This window comes from Piscinibacter gummiphilus (assembly GCF_032681285.1).
Lineage (GTDB): Bacteria > Pseudomonadota > Gammaproteobacteria > Burkholderiales > Burkholderiaceae_C > Rhizobacter > Rhizobacter gummiphilus_A.
In genome coordinates, this window is sequence record NZ_CP136336.1 from 1,073,062 (window position 1) to 1,089,834 (window position 16,773).

The following is a 16,773-nucleotide window of genomic DNA, read 5'->3' on the forward strand; positions in this document are numbered from 1 at the left end:
GGCGCTTGCTCTAGGCCTTGCGTGCGACGACCTGCCACCCGAAGGTCAGCAGCTCGGAGCTTCCACGGTCGGTGCTCTTCATGAGCCGCATGACCCCAAGCATCGGTACCGCCGCCAGCAGCGCGACCCAGCCCAACGCCTTGCTCGAATAGGTTCGCCCAATCCAGGGGAGGCGCCAGACCTCCTGCGCAAGATAGTCCATCCAGCCGCCGTTGGGCGTCGCCTGAATGGACGTGAACCCCAGGTCGGCCAAGTGCTTCTCAAACCAGTATCGCGACAGGCCTGATGCGTAGTGATACGGCGCAAAGTGCGTGAGGCTGCAAAAGGGCGCCGTGAGAACCACCGTTCCGCCAGGCCGCACAAGCCTGGCCAGCTCACGCAGCGCGGCCAACGGATCTGGAACGTGTTCAAGTACCTCGGTACACAGGACCACATCGAAAGTGGAATCCGGTGACGGGATAGCCGTGATGTCCGAAATGATGTCAATGCGGGCGGTGTCCCATTTACCGGTCTGCAGCGCCACACCGTCACCCGTGCCTTCGTATTGGCAAAAGTCCTGGGACACGTAGACGAGATGCTCGCAAAAGGCCCTGTTGCGCTGCTCACCCGCTCCAGCATCCAGCACACGGGAGCCAGGCGGCAGCGTGGCGAGGTGGCTGCGCAACCACTCGAGTCGTTGCGCCTCGTTGCTTCTCCCAAACTTCAAAAAGCCAAATCTCATAGTTGTTGATTCAAACGATGTTTGTACGCCGACTCACGAACTGGCGAGCCGCGGGATGGTGTTGCGGCGGTTCGAATTCTGATACGACCGAATAGAAGTACGAGGCTGGCAACAGTGAAGACGAAAAAGGTGGGAGGCAGAGTGGTAAGGCGCGAAAAGTTACCAGCGACCCAGACCTCAATTCCCGGGAAGACAAAGCTGGCAACGATCAGGTAGCTCAGGAGGGAATACCCAGCTTGCACCGCCAATCGGAGCAAGGTTGTTCCCACACCGAACAACACGCCGGCAATGACGGAGGCAACCGGAAGAAGAACCCAGCCGAACGCGTGAAGCAGCGAGGGCAAGTGGGACCCCGTCATTGCCGCCGTCTCGTACTCCAGCAGTAGTTGCGCAGGCATGACGATTTCCATCATGGCTCGGAGCGTGTCCACTCCGCTTGCACCGAACAGGAAACGAAGGCCAGCGAAGATGGGCTGGATGGCAGGCGCTTCGAGGTAGAAGTAGTACCAGAGTTGACCCTGCATTGCAGCGCGTGCTGCGAGCATCAGGAGCGGGTCCTCATCCCGCAGCGCGTATTGGAGAAGCGTTAGCGAAGTCACGACGAAACCAGCCACGACCAGTGGCCATTTCGTCCGCTTCCAGTCGACGGCCGCCCGGTGCAACCACGGCAGCGCCGCGCAAAACAGAATGAAGAGCAGATAGCCCATCTTTTCGCCAGCCAGTATCCACATGCACCCCGGTAGCAAGGTGGCGAAGGTGGCAGCAGGCCCGGCCCACTCCTTGGCCAGATACTTCTGACGCGCCAAGCTAGACAAAGGCAACGCGCATATGGATAGAGAGACGAACGAAAACTTTTGGACTGAATTCAGCGTGGCCAAGTACTCCGACACAGGCGTCCCACTCAAAAGCGGTGGTGCGGGCATCAGGGACGCCGCCGCGATCAACAGAGTGACTACGAGAAGTCCGCTCAGTAGTTGCTGTTCGATTTTTTCTGTGGAAGGTTTGCGGTGGCGCCGGGACGTCAGGCACACAAGTCGCAGCTTTCTGTAGGTGTGTGCCGCTGAAAAAAGAAACAGCGCCAGGAACAGATTGAAGACTGGGGCCGCCTGGTTCGCCTCTGCAGTCGTTCCCAACTCCACCAACTCCGCGTTCGCAAGAGACGAGATCAATACGCTCGCAGAGATCGCAAGCCAATTGATGATGAAGTACGCCGACAGGACCGAGAACTCGGTGTGCCGTCTTGCCAAAAGAAGCAAGGGAATCAGGCTGAACAAAAAATACAGCACCATGAGAACGATTCCTTGAGCCTCTCTTGATTGGAGTCAACCGGGCAAGCGCCCTAGACCGTGGTCGATGCCGGCTTCTCGCACAGATACAGCCCGAGCGAATGTTGGGGGCCATGCGCGAGCGCCGCATGGTCCATCGAAACGACTTCGAACGCCTTTGTGGAGGAGTTGAACAGTCTGCATTGAACCATCCGTAGCCCTGCGCCTTCTATCGCCGCTTTCACGGTGTTCGGCCGCAGTGCCCGATGTGCGTTGAAGAAGACTTCGTCTTCGCCGACCGGACACGAAAGATAGAGCGTTCCGCCTGGGCGGAGCAGCCTGGCCAGGTTGGCGATTCCCAGCATGGAGCCTTGCGCGTTGAGTGGGTCACCGTAGCGCCCAAGCCCAAAATGCTCCACCGCATGCAGACATGAGAGCGAATCCGTGATCTCGCGCCCCAGGCTGTTCTCGCTCATCATGTCTGCTTGCCGGAACACGACACCTGGGATTGTCGATTCAAGTGGCCGGACGTCGAAGACTTCGATTTCTCGAAAGCTCGCGACATGGGCGACAAACCCGTCGAGACGCGAACCGACATCGATATGGCGAACAGGCGCCGCGTCGTGAATCATCCGCGCCACCACCAGGTCCTGCCAGAAGTATTCAGTTCCCACTGCCCCAGCCTGCTGCCACCAATCATGGAGACAGGGTTGAAACCTGAGCTTGAGGGCATTCGTGCGCCTGAACCTCATCAGATCGCGTATGTAGAGCGCCATGCCCCAAGGAGCACGTAGCAAGGTCCTCAGGTCGATGCCGAGTTGCTGACTCAGGAACCAGTTCGCTTTGGCCAGGGTTCGCATGTTCTGTCTTTTCCGAAGCGCGGTGCTTCAGTTGTTCAAGCCGTGCACTCGCGCTCTTCCGTCGGTTCGTATCGCATGATCGATCGCCTTCAGGAATACTTCACCGCAAGCCTTGCGTCGCTCGCGGCCTTGAATGATCAAGTCGCTGCGAGAGATCGTCGGGGGGGCGCTCCTGAGTGCGTCGCGCATCTGCTCAGCCAACGATGCGTCGTCTCCGACCTTGAAGAAGCGCACCGTGGGCTCATGGAGCTCCAGGTTGACGGCCAGATCCGAAACCAGTGACCGCACTCCCATGCCCACGGCGTCGAAGACCGCACCGCCACCCGGGCCCCCCTCGCTAAGGGTGGGCTGTATGACCGCTATACAGGAACTCATCAGGCCCAGCTGATCCGCTTTTGGAATGACGCCAAGGATGCGGAGCTTGTCTTGAATGTGCAGCGATTCGGCGAGTTGCTTCATGCGGCCGAAGTGCTCGGGGTCGCGCGGGTCGCTCGGCTCTCCGGTGCAGACGAGCATGAGGTTGGGGTGCTCTTGGGCGATCGAGGCGAATGCCCGGAATGCAGTGGCGTGGTCCTTGTGCACCCAAAACTGATTGCACACCATGAAGAACGGCTCCGAGATGCCAAACTTCCCTTTCACGTCTCGGCCATCGCTGGGGTTGATGCGTGGCACATCGGCGCTGAAAGGAAGAGAGAAGACCTTGGATCTATGGCCGGGGTAGAACTGTCCAGCCTCTCCCTCAACGGTTTTGGAATTCACGATGACGGCAGGGGCTACATCCAGTATGTTCGCGAAGTGTTGATCGCGAAAGGCTCTTTCCTGACTGGTGAAGAAGTGCGGCAAGTGCTTGTGTTGGAAGTCACCGACATACGCGATCCATGGCGTGCCGACAGACGCAGGTAGCTCGTAGGTCGAGGGCAGCAACACGTCGATCTCGTACTGACGGCAATAGCGCTTCAATGATGGAATGCCGCGATCGATGACTGCACGTTTGACCCGGGGTGCCAGTTCATTGCAGGCCGACAGGACGGCCGAAGGACTTGGATAGTTTGGGCCGCGCCTCAGGGCCATCGCCCTCAGGCGACGAGCCAGCAGCCGGGCCGCGACCCTAGGCCCACGCACAGGCAACAGGAGGTGGATTTCCACATTGTCGTCAGACGCAGCCACCAGGCTGTCGATCGTCATCCGCAAGAAATCGAAGCCACCCGTCCACTCGACGAAGTAGTGGCCCATCACGCCAATCTTCATGTTGCGTTGAGTGGCTTCGCCGGGATGCCGACCAGTGTCAGATTCTCCCTGTCGACATCTTTCACAACGACGGCGCCAGCACCGATCGTCGAGCCATTCGCAATCGAGATGCCTTCCAGTACCTGTGATCCGGTACCAAACAGGCATCGGTCGCCGATGCTCACCCCGCCGGACACATTGGTCCCGGGGTTGATGACGTTGAATGAACCAATTGTCGTGTCGTGGCCCACCGTCGAGTTGAGGTTGAACACGTTCAGATCGCCGACCTTGATGTCGCAGGTGAACACTGCGCCCCTCGTCACGATGTTGCCCACGCCGAGCAGCACGTGGTCCGCGTTGATCGGGTTTGCTGGATGGATGAGGTTGGGAAAGCGCAGCGATGGCAGAGGCATCAGGCTCGAGCCTAACTTGGCGCGCAGGCGAGGGCTTCCGATGCCCACGGCGACGTCGGCCGGGGTGGAGAGGTCCTTCAGAATGTCATCGGTGCCGACCACTGAGCCGAAGGGCATCGGCTTGCCCACTTCCGCCGGGGTCTCGCTCAGATATGCGAGGGCATCCCAGTGCGCAAAGGCGAGGTTGATCTCATGGGCGAGCTGCGCCACTTCCTTTGCGAAGCCGCCGGTCCCGATGATGTAAAGCGTGCGCATCTCGCCTACTTGCTGAAGTAGCGGCGAATCGACGCCGCGACGGTCTGGACATCCTCGTCGCTCATGTCCGGCCAACTCGGCAGGTTGATGCCACGCCATGCCAGATCCTCGGCCACAGGATGACGGCGGTACGACTTGGCATACATCGGCATCGTATGGACGGGGAAGAACAGAGGCCTCGTCTCGATGCCGTCCTGCGAGAGATGGGCTCGCAATGGGTCGCGGTGCTCCGGCGTCTCGACGAGGATCGACACCATCCAGTAGCTGTGAACCGTATCGGGCTGTTCAGCATGCAAGGCGACCGGTAAGCCGGCGAGGGCTTGGCGATATCGCTCGGCGAGCCGGCGCTTGCGTGAGATGACGTCGGCCGCGTTTTCAAGCTGAGCCAACCCGATCGCGGCGGCGATGTTCGTCATGCGGTAGTTGTAGCCCACCACATCGTGCCAGTACTCGCGATGGTCGGCGAGGCCCTGGCCTTTGTAGTGACGGGCTCGCGTGGCGAGGGTCTTGTCGTTGGTGACGACCATGCCGCCCTCGCCTGTGGTGATGGTCTTGTTGCCGAAAAAGCTGAAGGTGGAGATGTCGCCGAAGGTGCCGACATGACGGCCCTTGTAGAGCGTGCCGAAGGCCTCGGCGCAGTCTTCCACCACGAAGAGGCGATGTTCGCGAGCGATGGCCATCAAGGCGTCCATGTCGCACGCTTGGCCGTACAGGTGGACCGGCATGATGGCGCGGGTACGTGGGGTGATGTGGCGTCGCACGTCTTCCGGGTCGATCTGCCAGCTGTCGCGACAAGAATCGACGAATACCGGAGTCGCGCCGGTGTACGCAATCGCGTTGGCCGATGCGATGTAGGTGAGGGTCGGAACGATCACCTCGTCGCCCTCGCCGATGCCGAGCGCCAGCAGTGCGAGGTGGATGGCGACGGTGCCGTTGCAGACCGATGCTGCGTGCTCGATGCCGATGGTGCGAGCGAACTGGCTTTCGAATTCACCGACGAACCGGCCGCGAGACGAGATCCAGGTCGTGTCGAGGCACTCGTTGACGTACTTCTTTTCGTTGCCGCGCAGGCTGGGGCGGTAAACGGGGATCTTGATCGCACTCATGTCTGTGCTCCTGCTCGAGGATTAGAGAGCTTGGGTTTCGCCGGTGGTCACGTCGACCACTGGCAAGCCTCGGATCGCTTCCAGACGGGCCTGCCCCGCCAAGAGGGTGAGGTTACCTCCTGGGTCCTTGCCTTCGCGCACCAGCGATTCGACGTAGGCCTCGGCGACGGCGAGCGCCGGAAAAGGGCAGTTTGCCATCTGGTCGTTGCGCACGAAGAAGGCGTTGCTCCCCGTTGAGTTGCTGCCCACCAGCGAATAGCCGCGCGCGGTGGCCAGGTGGTGAAACGCCGCCAGCGACGCACCGAAGTAAAGGTTGGAGTGATGCTTTTCCGTGCGGACGAACCGTGGATCGTAGGGCACGGTGATGGCGCGGTCCGGGCCGAAGACGCTGTTGTATTCGACGATCAGGATGCGGGGCGAGCATTCCTTGATGGCTTCGAGGATCCAGTAGTCCACACCATCGATGTCGACCGACAGAATGCCGATGTCGTTGCCAAACTTGCCGCGGGCGAGCAGCTCGTTGATGTTGTCGCGGTCGATGAATTCGCAGATCGCGTCGAGGTGATGCCGCCATCCCATCGGGGACTTGCGGATGCTGTCGATGTGCGGCTTGCTCGCGTCGATCACCAGGCCACGCCAGTTGTCGTGCATCAACAGGAACCGGCAATTCGACTCGCGGAAATCCTGCACGCCAAATTCGATGAAGGCCTTGTTCGGAATGTCAATGTGCCGGATGAGCTTCTGGATCATTCCGTCCTCGCCCCATTGCGAGAACACCTTGAACTCGAAGTCGGACAGCTTGTTCCCCTGGCGAGACCGGGCCAGCTGGGCCAGGATCGCGCCTTGGCTGAACTGGATCTCATCGAGCCTGTTGTCCAGGTTGGCTTGCGTGCGCAGGAGCGACATCGCCTTGGCGTATGCCCACCTCACCGTTCCGATCATGTCTGCTTCTCTCCGGAAGAGTTTTATGGTCCGCGTGTGACGACTGCGGAAGCTTGCGATTTCTGGCCTGCGTCGCGGAAGAGGCGCCGCACGAGCACGATTTGCGCTGGCACCGAAATGCAGCAGTAGGCGATTATCGTGGCGAGCACGGCGCCTTCGACGCCGATGCAGCCGACCAGCACCCATTTGGCGCCGAAGGAGATCGCGGCCATGGTCAGCGCCAGCACCGCCTGTGCCCGAAGAACCCCGGCACCGTTGAGCAGGCTGCCTGCGACCATGCCCAGCGCCTCGATGAGCGCCCACAGCGACAGCGATGAAGTCAAGAGCAGCGAGGGCGCGTGCGAGGTTCCGAGCCAGAGCTTCGTGATCATTCCCATCGAGAGTGCAAGCAGCAGGCACAAGCCACCCATCACGAGCAGCGTCATGCCCAGCGCGCGACGCAGCGCCTGGCGTACCCAGGCCACTTCTCCCCTGGCGAGCGCGTCCCCGAAGGCAGGCCATAGCCCGGCAAGTGCCGCGCTGATCAGCATCGACGCGAAGACGTAGAGGCGCTGGACTGCCGCGTAGTCACCGTAGGGCGCTTGCCCGAGCGTCTGCGTGATGACGATCGCGTCGGACTGAAACGCGAAGGCCGACGCCAATTGAACGGCGAGAAAGAGCGTGCCGGCCTTGAAAAGGCTGCCGATGTCGCCGACCGTGGGATGCCCTGCGCGAGGGCCTTTGTTGCTCCGACCGCGAAGCCACCAGACCAGGGTGTTGGCCAAGTTCGCCAGTACCAGGATGCCGAGCGATGAGAGCACCAAGGACGGCAACTTGCCCCCGAAATGCAGGACGGTCGGTATGGCTGCCAGCGTGCCAGCCGACGCAATCAGTTGGGTGCCACCAACCCAGTGTCCTTCCTGTGTGCCGAGCTGGATCTTCTGAACAAGGCTCGCAGGAATATTGAGCGCAAGCAGCACAACGAAAATGTGCAAGGCCGTCATGATCTGGCCCTTGTCGGCAGCGCCGACGGTGCCGACGACCGTGCTGGGATCGCTGGAAAATGCGCACCAGCCTAGCCACGTCAACACGATCACGATGCCGACGGCTGCAGTGGAGACGTACCCGCCTGCGATAGCCCTCGCAGCGTCAGTCCGGTTGCCCAAGGCTCGCGCTGCCGTGATCCGGTTGAGGACCACGTTTCCCACGCCCAGGTCGGCGAACGCGAAAAAGCTGAGCATCGTCGACAGCAGCATCCAGACGCCGAACAGCTGAGGCCCCAGTTCATGCCTGGCCATCGGGATCGTGACCAGCAGGCTCACAGCAGTTCCGAAGCGCCCCGCATAGAAAGCGCCCGCCGTGATGACGACGCGACGGGTTCTCTCGTCGATCCTCACAAACCGGCTCATCGGCAGGGGCGCAGCGCGCGAAGGCTCATGAGCGGCGCGACGGCGCCGGTGCGTACTCGCTGCAGTACCAGTCAATGAATCGCGCTATCCCCGTCGACAGCGGTGTGGAGGGCTTGAACCCTACCCACGCATCCAGTGCGCTCACGTCTGCATAGGTCGCTTTGACGTCGCCATCCTGCATCGGCAGGAGTTCCTTCTTTGCGTCGCGATTCAGGCTGCGCTCCAGGCAGGCGATGAATTCGAGCAGCTGCACGGGAGCGTGATTGCCGATGTTGAAAAGACGATAGGGCACCGTCGACGGCAGTTCGGGGGTCGCCACTTTGTCGAGCACGCGCAACACACCTTCCACGATGTCGTCGACATAGGTGAAATCACGTGCCATGTCGCCGTGGTTGAACACCTTGATGGGCTCGCCGGCGAGGATCGCCTTGGTGAAGAGGAAGTACGCCATGTCTGGGCGACCCCACGGGCCATACACCGTGAAGAAACGCAGCCCGGTGGTGGGCAGGCCGTAGAGGTGGCTGTAGGTGTGAGCCATCAGCTCGTTGGCCTTTTTCGTGGCCGCATACAGGCTGATGGGGTGGTCAACCGTGTCGGTCTCGACAAATGGCATCTTGGTGTTGCCGCCATAGACGCTGGAGCTGCTGGCATACACCAGGTGCGCCACCCGGTGGTAGCGGCAGCCCTCGAGCACGTTGAGAAACCCGCTCACGTTGCTGTCCACATAGGCGTGTGGGTTCTGAAGCGAGTAGCGCACGCCCGCTTGCGCTGCCAGGTGCACGACGCGGTCGAACTTTTCCGCGGCGAACAACGCTGCCATGGCATCTCGGTTGGAAACGTCTATGCGCACGAAGCGGAAGCTGGCGTAGGGCTGCAGCTGGGCCAGGCGGTCGAGTTTGAGCTGCGGGTCGTAGTAGTCGCCGAGGTTGTCGATGCCGACGACCTCATCTCCGCGCTCGAGCAGTCGAATCGCGGTGTGCATGCCGATGAAGCCCGCGGCTCCCGTCACAAGTACCTTCATGCGGTCGACCTCGCGATGACAGGGTGCTGGAAGGTCCTACTCATGTGCATGGTTCGTACTTGCTACCGCGCACTCGCGGCTGGACTGGGATGCGGGAAGAGGCGTGCGCCCCGAAGGACGCGGGAGTTTATCGAAGGAAATTGCGCCGCCTCCGCGTGCTGCGGGCTAATCGAAAGTGGTCGCCGCGTCGAAGCTGGGTGCGCCGGCATCCTTGTCGGAAAGTTGGGGCTCCACACCGTTGTTCGGCCATTCGATGCCGATTGCCGGGTCGTTCCAGCGCAGCGCTCCCTCGGCTTGAGGTGTGTAGTACGAGCTGGTCTTGTAGAGAAAGTCTGCGCTTTCGCTCAGCACCAGGAAGCCATGTGCCATGCCGGGTGGGAGCCACAACTGCCGGTGGTTTTCACCGCTGAGCTCCACGCCGGCCCATTTGCCAAATGTGGGGCTCGAACGGCGCATGTCGACGGCGACATCGAACACGCGGCCCTGCGTCACCCTCACGAGCTTGCCCTGGGCATGAGGTGGCAACTGGTAGTGCATGCCCCGCAAGACGCCGCGGCCTGAACGGGAATGGTTGTCTTGCACGAACTCGATGTGTTTGCCGACGGCGGCGTCGAATGCCTTCTGGTTGAAGCTCTCCATGAAGAAGCCCCGGGCGTCGCCAAACACCTTGGGTTCGAGGATGAGCACGCCTTCGATGGCTGTCTTGATGACGTTCATCTCAGAAGACTTGGCTGTTCACGATCTGCATCAGGTATTGGCCGTAGCCGTTCTTCAGCATCGGCTGCGCCATGGCTTCCAGCTGCTGCGCGCTGATCCAGCCTGAGCGGTAAGCGATTTCCTCGGGGCACGCAACCTTGAGCCCCTGGCGCTTCTCAAGCGTGGCAATGAACTGCCCCGCCTCCATCAGGCTGTCGTGCGTGCCGGTGTCGAGCCACGCATACCCACGCCCCATGATTTCGACGTTGAGCTGATCCTGCTGCAGGTAGCGGGCATTGACCTCGGTGATCTCGAGTTCGCCGCGTGCCGAGGGTTTGATGCTCGCGGCGATGTCGCACACCTGCTCGTCGTAGAAGTACAAGCCGGTGACCGCGTACTTGCTCTTCGGCGCTTTGGGCTTCTCTTCGATGCTCAATGCGCGTTTGTGGTCATCAAACGCAACCACGCCGTAACGTTCGGGATCCTGCACGTGATAAGCGAACACAGAGGCGCCGGTGTCACGCGCCGCCGCCGACTGCAGCAGCCGTTGCAGGTCATGCCCATAGAAGATGTTGTCCCCCAGCACCAGCGCACTCGGCTGCCCGTTCACGAACTGCTTGCCGAGGATGAACGCCTGCGCCAGCCCATCGGGGCTTGGCTGCACGCAGTAGCTGATGTTGATGCCCCACTTGGCGCCGTCGCCCAGCAGCGCCTCGAAGCGCGGTGTGTCTTGCGGCGTGCTGATGAGCAGGATGTCGCGGATGCCGGCCAGCATCAGCGTGGCCAGCGGGTAGTACACCATCGGCTTGTCGTAAACCGGCAGCAGCTGTTTGCTGATGGCCAAAGTGGCCGGGTGCAGGCGGGTGCCGGATCCTCCGGCGAGGATGATGCCCTTGCGTTGCGATGCAGTGCTCATGGTGCTGTTCCGGAGGGAGATCAGGCGAGGGTTTCAGTCAGCATTCGCTCGACGCCCGTCTGCCAGTGCGGCAGGGTCAGCCCGAAGGTCTGTTGCAGCTTCGAGGTGTTCATGCGCGAGTTGCCCGGGCGTTTGGCGGGGGTCGGGAAGGCGCTGGTGGGCACGGGCTCGATGGCGTCGAGCGACACCTTGATCGGCTGGCCGGCGCGCCGGGCGAACTCGATCACGTGGCGTGCGTAGTCGTGCCAATGGGTCTCGCCCGCGGCGACGGCGTGGTACGTGCCCGACAACACCGGCTGCTGCTGCGCGGCGCGCAGGGCATGGGCGGTGACGTCGGCCAGCAACTCGGCGCCCGTCGGAGCGCCGAACTGGTCGTTGATGACGGTGAGCCTGTCGCGCTCCTTCGCGAGTTTCAGCATCGTCTTGGCGAAGTTGCCGCCGCGTGCGGCGTACACCCAGCTCGTGCGGAATATGAGGTGCTTCACCCCGCTCGCGCGGATGGCCTCTTCACCTTCGAGCTTGGTCCGGCCGTAGACGCTCAAGGGGCCGGTAGGCGAGTCTTCGACCCAGGGAGTGCTGCCGCTGCCGTCGAAGACGTAGTCGGTGCTGTAGTGCGCCAGCCAAGCGCCGAGCAATGCCGCCTCACGGGCGATCACGCCCACGGCCGACGCGTTGATCGTGCGCGCCAGTTCAGGCTCGCTCTCGGCCTTGTCGACGGCGGTGTGGGCCGCCGCATTGACGATGATCTGCGGGGCCACGGCACGCACGGTGGCGGCCAGCGATTCGGGCTTGGAGAAGTCGGCGGTGAGCGGGCCAGGGCTGTCGAAATCGAGTGCCACCACCTCGCCCAGCGGCGCCAGCGAGCGCTGCAGTTCCCAGCCGACTTGGCCGTTCTTCCCCAGCAGCAGGATCTTCATGCGGTCGACCGATCGGCGTAGTTGCGTGCGACCCACTCGCGGTAGGCGCCGCTTTGTACTTGTGACACCCACTCGGCGTTGTCGAGGTACCACTGCACCGTCTTCCGGATGCCGGTCTCGAAGGTCTCGGCCGGCTTCCAGCCGAGCTCGCGTTCGAGCTTGCGGGCGTCGATCGCGTAGCGTCGGTCATGGCCGGGGCGGTCGGTCACATAGGTGATGTGGCGCGCATACGAGCCGCCTGCGTCGGGCCGCAACTCGTCAAGCAGCCCACAGATCGTTTTCACGATCTCGATGTTGGGTTTCTCGTTCCAGCCGCCGATGTTGTAGGTCTCGCCGACCTTGCCGCGTGCCAGCACTTCACGGATGGCCGAGCAGTGGTCTTTCACGTAGAGCCAGTCGCGCACCTGCATGCCGTCGCCGTAGACCGGCAGTGGCTTGCCGGCCAGCGCGTTGACGATCATGAGCGGGATCAGCTTCTCGGGGAAGTGATAGGGCCCGTAGTTGTTGCTGCAGTTGGTGGTGATGACCGGCAGGCCGTAGGTGTGGTGCCAGGCGCGCACCATGTGGTCGCTGGCGGCCTTGGAGGCCGAGTAGGGGCTGTTGGGCTCGTAGGGGTGGGTTTCGGTGAACGGCGGGTCGGTGGGCTTGAGCGAGCCGTAGACCTCGTCGGTGGAAACGTGGTGGAAGCGGAAAGCGTCCTTCGCGGAGCCCTGCAGCGACATCCAGTGGCCCCGCGCCGCTTCGAGCAGCGTGAAGGTGCCGTTGACGTTGGTCTGGATGAAGGCGCCGGGGCCGTGGATGCTGCGGTCGACGTGGCTCTCGGCCGCGAAGTGCACGATGGCGCGCGGCTGGTGGTCCTTGAGCAGCTTGTCCACCAGGGGGCGGTCGCCGATGTCGCCCTGGACGAAGATGTGCCGGCTGTCCTGCGCGAGGGACTTCAGGTTGGCCAGGTTGCCGGCGTAGGTGAGGGCGTCGAGGTTGACGACTGGCTCGCCGGTGGCCTCGATCCAGTCGAGCACAAAGTTCGCGCCGATGAAGCCGGCGCCGCCGGTGACAAGAATCATGGGTTGCCAGTGATGGTGTGAGGTGCGGTGCTGCACCGGCCAGGAACGAGGCGATTCTAGGGCCGGCCCGCCGACGAAAAAGGGGGCTTCGGAGGTACGGGAGATAATCCCCGGATGACTCAGACAGCCGTTGAACCCGTCGGTACCGCGCCTTCACAAGAGGCGCCTGCCATTGCGCCACCTCCAGAGAACATGGAGTTCTCGTCATTGGGACTGGACCCTGTGCTGGAGAGGGCCGTCGCCGAATCGGGCTACACGACGATGACCCCCATTCAAGCCAAGGCGATCCCCATCGTTCTGGCGGGCCGTGACGTGATGGGCGCCGCTCAGACCGGCACGGGCAAGACCGCGGCGTTCTCGCTGCCCCTGCTTCACAAGATGATGAAGCACGAGAACAGCAGCGCGTCTCCGGCTCGCCACCCGGTGAGGGCGCTGGTGCTGGCCCCCACGCGTGAGCTGGCCGACCAGGTCGCCAAGAACATCCAGACCTATTCCAAGCACACCAAGCTGCGCGCGATGGTGGTCTTTGGCGGCATCGACATGAAGCCGCAGACGCTGGAACTCAAGAAGGGCGTGGAGGTGCTGATCGCCACGCCGGGGCGCCTGCTCGACCACATCGAGGCCAAGAACTGCGTACTCAACCAGGTCGAATACGTGGTGCTCGACGAGGCTGACCGCATGCTCGACATCGGCTTCCTGCCCGACCTGCAACGCATCCTGAGCTACCTGCCCAAGCAGCGCCAGACGCTGCTGTTTTCGGCCACCTTCTCGCCCGAGATCAAGCGCCTGGCCGAGAGCTACCTGCAGGACCCGATCCTGGTCGAGGTGGCGCGCCCGAATGCCACTGCGTCCACGGTGGAGCAGCGCTTCTTCAGCGTCGCCACCGACGACAAACGCGCCGCGGTCCGCAAGCTCCTGAAGGACCGTGAGATCACGCAGGCGATCGTCTTCGTCAACTCCAAGCTGGGCTGCGCGCGGCTGGCGCGGTCGCTGGAGCGCGATGGTCTGCGCACCAACGCGCTGCACGGCGACAAGTCGCAAGACGAGCGGCTGAAGGCGCTCGATGCTTTCAAGCGCGGCGAGGTCGACGTGCTCGTGTGCACGGACGTGGCCGCCCGGGGCCTCGACATCGCCGACCTCCCGGCGGTCTTCAACTTCGACGTGCCGTTCAACGCAGAGGACTATGTGCACCGTATCGGCCGCACTGGCCGCGCAGGGGCCTCGGGCCTGGCGATGACGCTGGTGACGCGCGAAGACACCCGCCTGGTCGCCGACATCGAGAAGCTGATCAAGAAGAAGATCGATTTGGAGCCCCTGGAGTTGGATGAGGGCCGGCCCCCGCGCGAGCGTGAGCGCGAGGATCGGCGCCGCTCGCGGGACGATGATGCCGCGCCGCGGCCGGCGCGTAGCAGCTACAGCGCGCCCCGGCCCGCGCCGCGCGATCCGTTCTTCGACAAGCCGTATGAGGCCAGCCCGGCCTCCGATGAGGCCCCGGCGTGGGAAAGCAGCAAGTCGGCCCAGGTGTCTGCGGCGCGCGGCTTGTCGCCCAACATCAAGCCGAAGAAGAAGGTTGCCGCTCTGTTCGGCGCGAAGCCGCCGGCGCCGTCGGGCAACTGAGGCGCTTCAGCGCGCGAGAAACGAGAACACCGCCGGCACGTCAGCCGGCATGTGGGCAGGCGCCGACTTCCATCGCCCCACAGTGTCGGTGCGGGTCCAGCCCGAGGCGAGCGTGAGGCCGCAGCTGACCGACAACCAAGTCTCGGCCTTCAAATGGGACACGAGGGCGTCGAGCAGGGCCTCGTTCCGATAGGGTGTCTCGATGACGAGTTGCGTCTGGCCCGCACGCCGTGACGCGGCTTCCAGCTCGCGGATGCGGCTGGCGCGCTCGCCGGATTCGACCGGCAGGTAGCCGACGAAGGCGAAGCTCTGGCCGTTCAGGCCGCTGGCCGCCAGCGCCAGCATCAGCGAACTCGGGCCGCTCAGTGCCTGAACCGGGATCTCGAGTGCGTGGGCGGCCTGCACCAGCCCCGCGCCGGGGTCGGCCACGGCGGGCAGGCCAGCTTCTGAAATGAGGCCCACGTCATGCCCTTGCAGCGCAGGCGCCAGCAAGGGCCGCCAGTCGGCCGAGGGGGGCGATTTGGCGCCTTTGGGTGGCCGCGGCAGCTCCACGATGGACAAGGCTTGCAGCGGCTGCGCCAGGGGCACGAGGGCGTCGACGCGCTTGAGGAAGGCACGCGTTGTCTTGGCGTTCTCGGCCACCCAGTGCGTCAGGCGCGCTGCGGTTTCCAGTACGCCGAGGGGTAACACCTGCCGCAGGTCGGTGTCGGACCCGCTGCCCAGGTCGAGAGTGTTAGGGACCAGGATCAGCCGGCCGGGTGGCGCACTCATGCGATCAACGGATCGACGCCAGCGCCGCGCAGCAGCTCGCAGGTCTTGATGAGCGGGAGGCCCACGAGCGCCGTGGGGTCGTCGGACTCGATCGCGCGCAGCAGGGCGATGCCCAGGGCTTCCGATTTGGCGCTGCCGGCGCAGTCATAGGGTTGTTCCGCCCGCAAGTAATGCTCGATCTCGGCATCGCTGAGGTCGCGAAAGCGCACCGTCACGGGCACCAGCGCGCTGGCTTCGTATTGCTTCGCCAGGCAGACCACTGCAACCGCTGTCTGGAACACGACCGCCTGGCCGCGCATGGCCCTCAGCTGCTCGGTGGCGCGGGCATGGTCGCCGGGTTTGCCGATGGGGCGGCCGGCGAGGTCGGCCACCTGGTCGGAGCCGATCACGGCGGCATGGGGGAAGCGGGCTGCCACCTCGTTCGCCTTGGCCAGCGCCAGGCGAAGCGCGAGCGCCGACGGGGCCTCGCTGGCCCCCGGCGTTTCATCGACTTGTGGCGATTGCACGTCAAAGGGCAGCCGCAGGCGCTGCAGCATCTCGCGCCGGTAGCGCGAGGTCGAACCCAGGATGAGCGGAGGGCGTTCAGTCATGAGATGGGATTGTCGAGGCAGGCGGCCGCATAAACTGCCGGCATGAAAGCGCGCGATTTTGATCCTTCCAAGCTCGATGTCGAAGCTCTGGCCAAAGCTGGGGCTTCACTTGACGGTGCGTGGCCTGTGGCGGAACTTGAGCGCTTGGCGGCTTCTACGGTCGCAGGCGCTGTGCCCGGCGCGGTCACCTGGCGGGCGGCAGGTGAGCACCGTGTTGTGCGGGGCGGCGAGCCTCAGGTTTGGCTCCATTTGAAGGCCGACACGCAGGTGATGCTGGAGTGCCAGCGCTGCCTGAAGCCGGTGGCGGCCGATGTACACGCCGAGCGCTCGTTCCTCTTCGTGCAGGGTGAGAGTGCTGCTGCCGAACTGGATGCCGACAGTGAAGACGACGTGCTCGCCCTGACCCGGGCTCTGGATCTGCGCGCCTTGGTCGAAGACGAACTCCTCCTGGAACTGCCGCTGGTTCCCCGCCACGAGGTTTGTCCGGAGCCGTTGCAGACGGCGAATGAGGAACCGCCGGTTCTGGAGGAAAAGCCCAACCCGTTCGCGGTCCTGGCCTCGCTGAAACGGGGCAGTCTGCCCAATTAGCCATGGCTGCCGGCCCCATGCTAGAATCACGGGCTTTCCGTTCGGGTGTCCACCCACGGCACCAAACCCTGGCTCCTGTGCTCTGCCAGAGCATGAGCAGCAGGAGATCTAAGGAGCAATTCCATGGCTGTCCAGCAAAACAAGAAGTCGCCCTCCAAGCGCGGCATGCACCGTTCGCACAATGCCCTCACCAACCCGGGCACCGCGATCGAGCCCACCACCGGCGAGACGCATCTGCGTCACCACATCAGCCCCAACGGTTTCTACCGTGGGCGCAAGGTGCTCAAGAGCAAGGCAGACGCCTGACCTCCAGCGGCTCGTGGCGCCACCTGGCGCCTGTTCGCGTCGAACCGCGTTCACCGCTGATGCTCGAAGACCCCTCCCCACCCGGCCTGCGCGGCGACGCAGCGTCGGGT

General features: G+C 63.3%; 18 protein-coding genes. 3 read left to right on the forward strand and 15 right to left on the reverse strand.

Features of this window, described 5'->3' with window-relative positions; translation table 11 throughout:
- Positions 1-10: 10 nt before the first annotated feature.
- The 13 genes from RXV79_RS05155 to rfbB form a co-directional block, all read right to left on the reverse strand.
- A complete protein-coding gene (locus RXV79_RS05155; protein ID WP_316702404.1) occupies positions 11-664 on the reverse strand; it encodes a class I SAM-dependent methyltransferase in 654 nt (217 codons plus the stop codon).
- A gap of 53 nt (positions 665-717) precedes the next feature.
- Complete coding sequence (locus RXV79_RS05160) at positions 718-2,010, reverse strand: hypothetical protein (RefSeq protein WP_316702405.1); 1,293 nt, start codon at positions 2,008-2,010, stop codon at positions 718-720.
- A 50-nt stretch (positions 2,011-2,060) separates the two neighbouring features.
- Entirely contained in the window at positions 2,061-2,846 is a 786-nt protein-coding gene (locus RXV79_RS05165; RefSeq protein ID WP_316702406.1) for a DUF268 domain-containing protein, read from the reverse strand.
- Positions 2,847-2,873: 27 nt separating this feature from the next.
- Entirely contained in the window at positions 2,874-4,094 is a 1,221-nt protein-coding gene (locus tag RXV79_RS05170; RefSeq protein ID WP_316702407.1) for a glycosyltransferase, read from the reverse strand.
- Positions 4,091-4,741: a PglD-related sugar-binding protein gene (locus tag RXV79_RS05175; protein WP_316702408.1), complete on the reverse strand. Its 651-nt coding sequence runs from the start codon at positions 4,739-4,741 to the stop codon at positions 4,091-4,093. Before RXV79_RS05175 ends, RXV79_RS05170 begins: the two co-directional genes overlap by 4 nt.
- 5 nt (positions 4,742-4,746) lie before the next feature.
- Positions 4,747-5,847 (reverse strand): DegT/DnrJ/EryC1/StrS family aminotransferase, encoded by a 1,101-nt coding sequence (locus RXV79_RS05180; RefSeq protein WP_316702409.1) that lies wholly within the window; start codon positions 5,845-5,847, stop codon positions 4,747-4,749.
- A 21-nt stretch (positions 5,848-5,868) separates the two neighbouring features.
- Positions 5,869-6,789, reverse strand: a complete 921-nt coding sequence (locus RXV79_RS05185; RefSeq protein ID WP_316702410.1) for a hypothetical protein — start codon at positions 6,787-6,789, stop codon at positions 5,869-5,871.
- A gap of 23 nt (positions 6,790-6,812) precedes the next feature.
- On the reverse strand, positions 6,813-8,165 hold the full coding sequence (locus RXV79_RS05190; RefSeq protein WP_316702411.1) for a lipopolysaccharide biosynthesis protein: 1,353 nt from the start codon (positions 8,163-8,165) through the stop codon (positions 6,813-6,815).
- 37 nt (positions 8,166-8,202) lie between these two features.
- Entirely contained in the window at positions 8,203-9,198 is a 996-nt protein-coding gene (locus tag RXV79_RS05195) for an NAD-dependent epimerase (protein ID WP_316702412.1), read from the reverse strand.
- A gap of 165 nt (positions 9,199-9,363) precedes the next feature.
- Positions 9,364-9,915: a dTDP-4-dehydrorhamnose 3,5-epimerase gene (gene rfbC, locus RXV79_RS05200; RefSeq protein ID WP_316702413.1), complete on the reverse strand. Its 552-nt coding sequence runs from the start codon at positions 9,913-9,915 to the stop codon at positions 9,364-9,366.
- A gap of 1 nt (position 9,916) precedes the next feature.
- Positions 9,917-10,810, reverse strand: a complete 894-nt coding sequence (gene rfbA / locus RXV79_RS05205) for a glucose-1-phosphate thymidylyltransferase RfbA (RefSeq protein WP_316702414.1) — start codon at positions 10,808-10,810, stop codon at positions 9,917-9,919.
- A 20-nt stretch (positions 10,811-10,830) separates the two neighbouring features.
- Positions 10,831-11,727, reverse strand: a complete 897-nt coding sequence (rfbD, locus tag RXV79_RS05210) for a dTDP-4-dehydrorhamnose reductase (RefSeq protein WP_316702415.1) — start codon at positions 11,725-11,727, stop codon at positions 10,831-10,833.
- The gene (gene rfbB, locus RXV79_RS05215; RefSeq protein ID WP_316702416.1) at positions 11,724-12,791 is read right to left on the reverse strand and encodes a dTDP-glucose 4,6-dehydratase; all 1,068 of its coding nucleotides are present in this window, start codon (positions 12,789-12,791) and stop codon (positions 11,724-11,726) included. The genes rfbD and rfbB overlap by 4 nt, the downstream gene beginning before the upstream one ends.
- A gap of 192 nt (positions 12,792-12,983) precedes the next feature.
- Between rfbB and RXV79_RS05220 the strand changes: the two genes are divergently transcribed.
- On the forward strand, positions 12,984-14,408 hold the full coding sequence (locus tag RXV79_RS05220; RefSeq protein ID WP_316703985.1) for a DEAD/DEAH box helicase: 1,425 nt from the start codon (positions 12,984-12,986) through the stop codon (positions 14,406-14,408).
- Between the two features lie 6 nt (positions 14,409-14,414).
- Here RXV79_RS05220 and RXV79_RS05225 read toward each other — a convergent pair whose 3' ends face one another.
- The gene (locus RXV79_RS05225; protein WP_316702417.1) at positions 14,415-15,179 is read right to left on the reverse strand and encodes an SAM-dependent methyltransferase; all 765 of its coding nucleotides are present in this window, start codon (positions 15,177-15,179) and stop codon (positions 14,415-14,417) included.
- Complete coding sequence (locus tag RXV79_RS05230) at positions 15,176-15,769, reverse strand: Maf family nucleotide pyrophosphatase (protein ID WP_316702418.1); 594 nt, start codon at positions 15,767-15,769, stop codon at positions 15,176-15,178. Before RXV79_RS05230 ends, RXV79_RS05225 begins: the two co-directional genes overlap by 4 nt.
- A gap of 42 nt (positions 15,770-15,811) precedes the next feature.
- On the opposite strand from RXV79_RS05230, the gene RXV79_RS05235 reads away from it, so the two are divergent.
- Entirely contained in the window at positions 15,812-16,357 is a 546-nt protein-coding gene (locus tag RXV79_RS05235; RefSeq protein ID WP_316702419.1) for a YceD family protein, read from the forward strand.
- Positions 16,358-16,480: 123 nt separating this feature from the next.
- On the forward strand, positions 16,481-16,663 hold the full coding sequence (rpmF, locus tag RXV79_RS05240; protein ID WP_257828747.1) for a 50S ribosomal protein L32: 183 nt from the start codon (positions 16,481-16,483) through the stop codon (positions 16,661-16,663).
- The last annotated feature ends 110 nt before the right edge of the window (positions 16,664-16,773 follow it).

Bases quoted from the DNA above. Each gene is read 5' to 3' on its own strand.
- RXV79_RS05185 (WP_316702410.1), bottom strand. From the start codon at position 6,789: ATGATCGGAACGGTGAGGTGGGCATACGCCAAGGCGATGTCGCTCCTG.
- RXV79_RS05220 (WP_316703985.1), top strand. From the start codon at position 12,984: ATGGAGTTCTCGTCATTGGGACTGGACCCTGTGCTGGAGAGGGCCGTC.
- rfbB (WP_316702416.1), bottom strand. From the start codon at position 12,791: ATGATTCTTGTCACCGGCGGCGCCGGCTTCATCGGCGCGAACTTTGTG.
- rfbC (WP_316702413.1), bottom strand. From the start codon at position 9,915: ATGAACGTCATCAAGACAGCCATCGAAGGCGTGCTCATCCTCGAACCC.
- RXV79_RS05195 (WP_316702412.1), bottom strand. From the start codon at position 9,198: ATGAAGGTACTTGTGACGGGAGCCGCGGGCTTCATCGGCATGCACACC.
- RXV79_RS05225 (WP_316702417.1), bottom strand. From the start codon at position 15,179: ATGAGTGCGCCACCCGGCCGGCTGATCCTGGTCCCTAACACTCTCGAC.
- RXV79_RS05165 (WP_316702406.1), bottom strand. From the start codon at position 2,846: ATGCGAACCCTGGCCAAAGCGAACTGGTTCCTGAGTCAGCAACTCGGC.
- RXV79_RS05235 (WP_316702419.1), top strand. From the start codon at position 15,812: ATGAAAGCGCGCGATTTTGATCCTTCCAAGCTCGATGTCGAAGCTCTG.
- rpmF (WP_257828747.1), top strand. From the start codon at position 16,481: ATGGCTGTCCAGCAAAACAAGAAGTCGCCCTCCAAGCGCGGCATGCAC.
- RXV79_RS05230 (WP_316702418.1), bottom strand. From the start codon at position 15,769: ATGACTGAACGCCCTCCGCTCATCCTGGGTTCGACCTCGCGCTACCGG.
- RXV79_RS05175 (WP_316702408.1), bottom strand. From the start codon at position 4,741: ATGCGCACGCTTTACATCATCGGGACCGGCGGCTTCGCAAAGGAAGTG.
- rfbD (WP_316702415.1), bottom strand. From the start codon at position 11,727: ATGAAGATCCTGCTGCTGGGGAAGAACGGCCAAGTCGGCTGGGAACTG.
- RXV79_RS05160 (WP_316702405.1), bottom strand. From the start codon at position 2,010: ATGGTGCTGTATTTTTTGTTCAGCCTGATTCCCTTGCTTCTTTTGGCA.
- RXV79_RS05180 (WP_316702409.1), bottom strand. From the start codon at position 5,847: ATGAGTGCGATCAAGATCCCCGTTTACCGCCCCAGCCTGCGCGGCAAC.
- rfbA (WP_316702414.1), bottom strand. From the start codon at position 10,810: ATGAGCACTGCATCGCAACGCAAGGGCATCATCCTCGCCGGAGGATCC.
- RXV79_RS05170 (WP_316702407.1), bottom strand. From the start codon at position 4,094: ATGAAGATTGGCGTGATGGGCCACTACTTCGTCGAGTGGACGGGTGGC.